We start from the raw sequence: 1,670 nt of genomic DNA, 5'->3' as shown, positions 1-1,670 counted from the left end.
GGCGCGGTGGGGTTGGTGCGCGTGGCGCGCAGGGTGCGGCGCAGCTTGGACAGGTGCTGACGCAGGGCATCCGCGGAGTTGGGGCGCGTCTCCGGGTCCTTGGTGAGCATCTGCAGGATGAAGGCGTCCACGGCGGGCGGCAGGTCGGAGACGAACTCCGACGGCCGGGGCGGGCGCGCCTCCACGTGCTTCATGAGCAGGTCCACCGGGGAGCTGCCGATGAAGGGCAGCCGGCCGGTGACGATTTCGAAGGTAACGACGCCCATGGCGTACAGGTCCGTCATGGGGCCCACGGACTGGCCGCGGGCCTGCTCGGGCGCCATGTACTCCGGAGTGCCGACGACCATGTCGGTGCGCGTCTGCGCGGTGCGGCCGGTGGGGCCCTCGCCGCGCTTGGCGAGCCCGAAGTCCAGCAGCTTCACGTAGCGCGAGCCGTCCGGCTGCTTCACGAGGAAGATGTTGCTGGGCTTCAGGTCGCGGTGCACGACGCCGGCGCCGTGCGCGGCGCCCAGGGCGGCGAGCACTTCATCCAGGAGGGACAGGGCCTCCGGGACGGGGAGGCGGCCCTGCTCCGCGAGGATGGCGTCCAGCGGCTGGCCTTCCAGGTACTCCATGACGATGTACTGGCGACCGTCGGGGAGCTGGCCGAAGCCGAAGATGTCGATGATGCCGCGGTGGCGGATGGCGTTGACGGCGCGGGCCTCCGCGAGGAGGCGGGCCACCTGTTCGGACGAGTGCGCCAGCTCCGGGCGCAGCACCTTCACGGCGACGCGCTTGCCGATGAGGGGCTGGATGCCTTCGTAGACCAGGCCCATGCCGCCCACGCCGATGCGCGAGCGCAGCTCGTACTCGCCCAGCTTCAGGCCGATGAGGGGGTCGGTGATGGCGGTGGCTTCGGTACCGGGGTGCTCCACGATGACCTTCGGTTCCGGTGGAGTCGGCTGGAACGACGACAGCACGACGGTGCCATCGCGAGGGCATACCGCCGTCTCGGACGGAACGGTGAGGCCGCAGGTTTCGCAGATCAGCTCGGAAGACATCTCCACCACGGGGGAGCGTAACAGGTGAAAACCCGGGAAGCGAAGTGGCCGCCCGGGGACGCAGGGCAAGCAGACAGGCACCTGCCCCCGGGTCTCGCTTTCTCACCCGCTGTTGTCACACAGCGGGCAACGCAGTGGGTCAGGGCGTTCCGGCGTCGACGAAGGTGCAGCCGAGGTCACGCTGCGACACTCCAGGCGAGCCAGGAGTGCCACCCGGGCTCAGGCCTCCCGTTCCTCCCTCACCTGGGGTGAGGGGCGTGGACTCGGGCAGGAGGATGCCGGCATCCGAGCACCAGAAGATGACCGAGGGGCCTCCACCACCGCCTGCCCCCGCGCCGCCAAGGCCGCCCGTGCCTCCTTCGCCACCGCCACCACCCTGGCCGCTGATGGTGAAGTAGCTCTTTCCTCCGTTGACGCCCGACCCGGTGGTGAAGCCGCCTCCGCCACCTCCAGGCCCGCCAGCGCCGCCTTGTCCTCCGGCTCCACCGTTACCGCCCTTGCCGCCCCCCTGCGTCAGCAGCCGGGACGAGGGTTCGACGATGAGCTGCGAGTTGAACGCAATCACGGCGATGGAGGCGCCTCCGCCCGTTCCGCCTTGTCCTCCGGTTCCGCCGCATCCACCGCCACCGC

General features: G+C 70.4%; 1 protein-coding gene and 1 pseudogene. Both read right to left on the bottom strand.

Going from position 1 to position 1,670, the window contains the following annotated elements; translation table 11 throughout:
- A partial coding sequence (locus D7X55_RS39295) for a serine/threonine-protein kinase (protein ID WP_147470421.1) occupies positions 1-1,040 on the bottom strand: 1,040 nt, incomplete at its 3' end.
- A 139-nt stretch (positions 1,041-1,179) separates the two neighbouring features.
- Positions 1,180-1,670, bottom strand: a pseudogene (locus tag D7X55_RS43780) (hypothetical protein); the annotation flags it as partial.

This window comes from Corallococcus sp. AB049A (assembly GCF_003668885.1).
GTDB classification, from domain to species: domain Bacteria; phylum Myxococcota; class Myxococcia; order Myxococcales; family Myxococcaceae; genus Corallococcus; species Corallococcus interemptor.
This window is presented reverse-complemented; position numbering and strand designations above follow the sequence as displayed.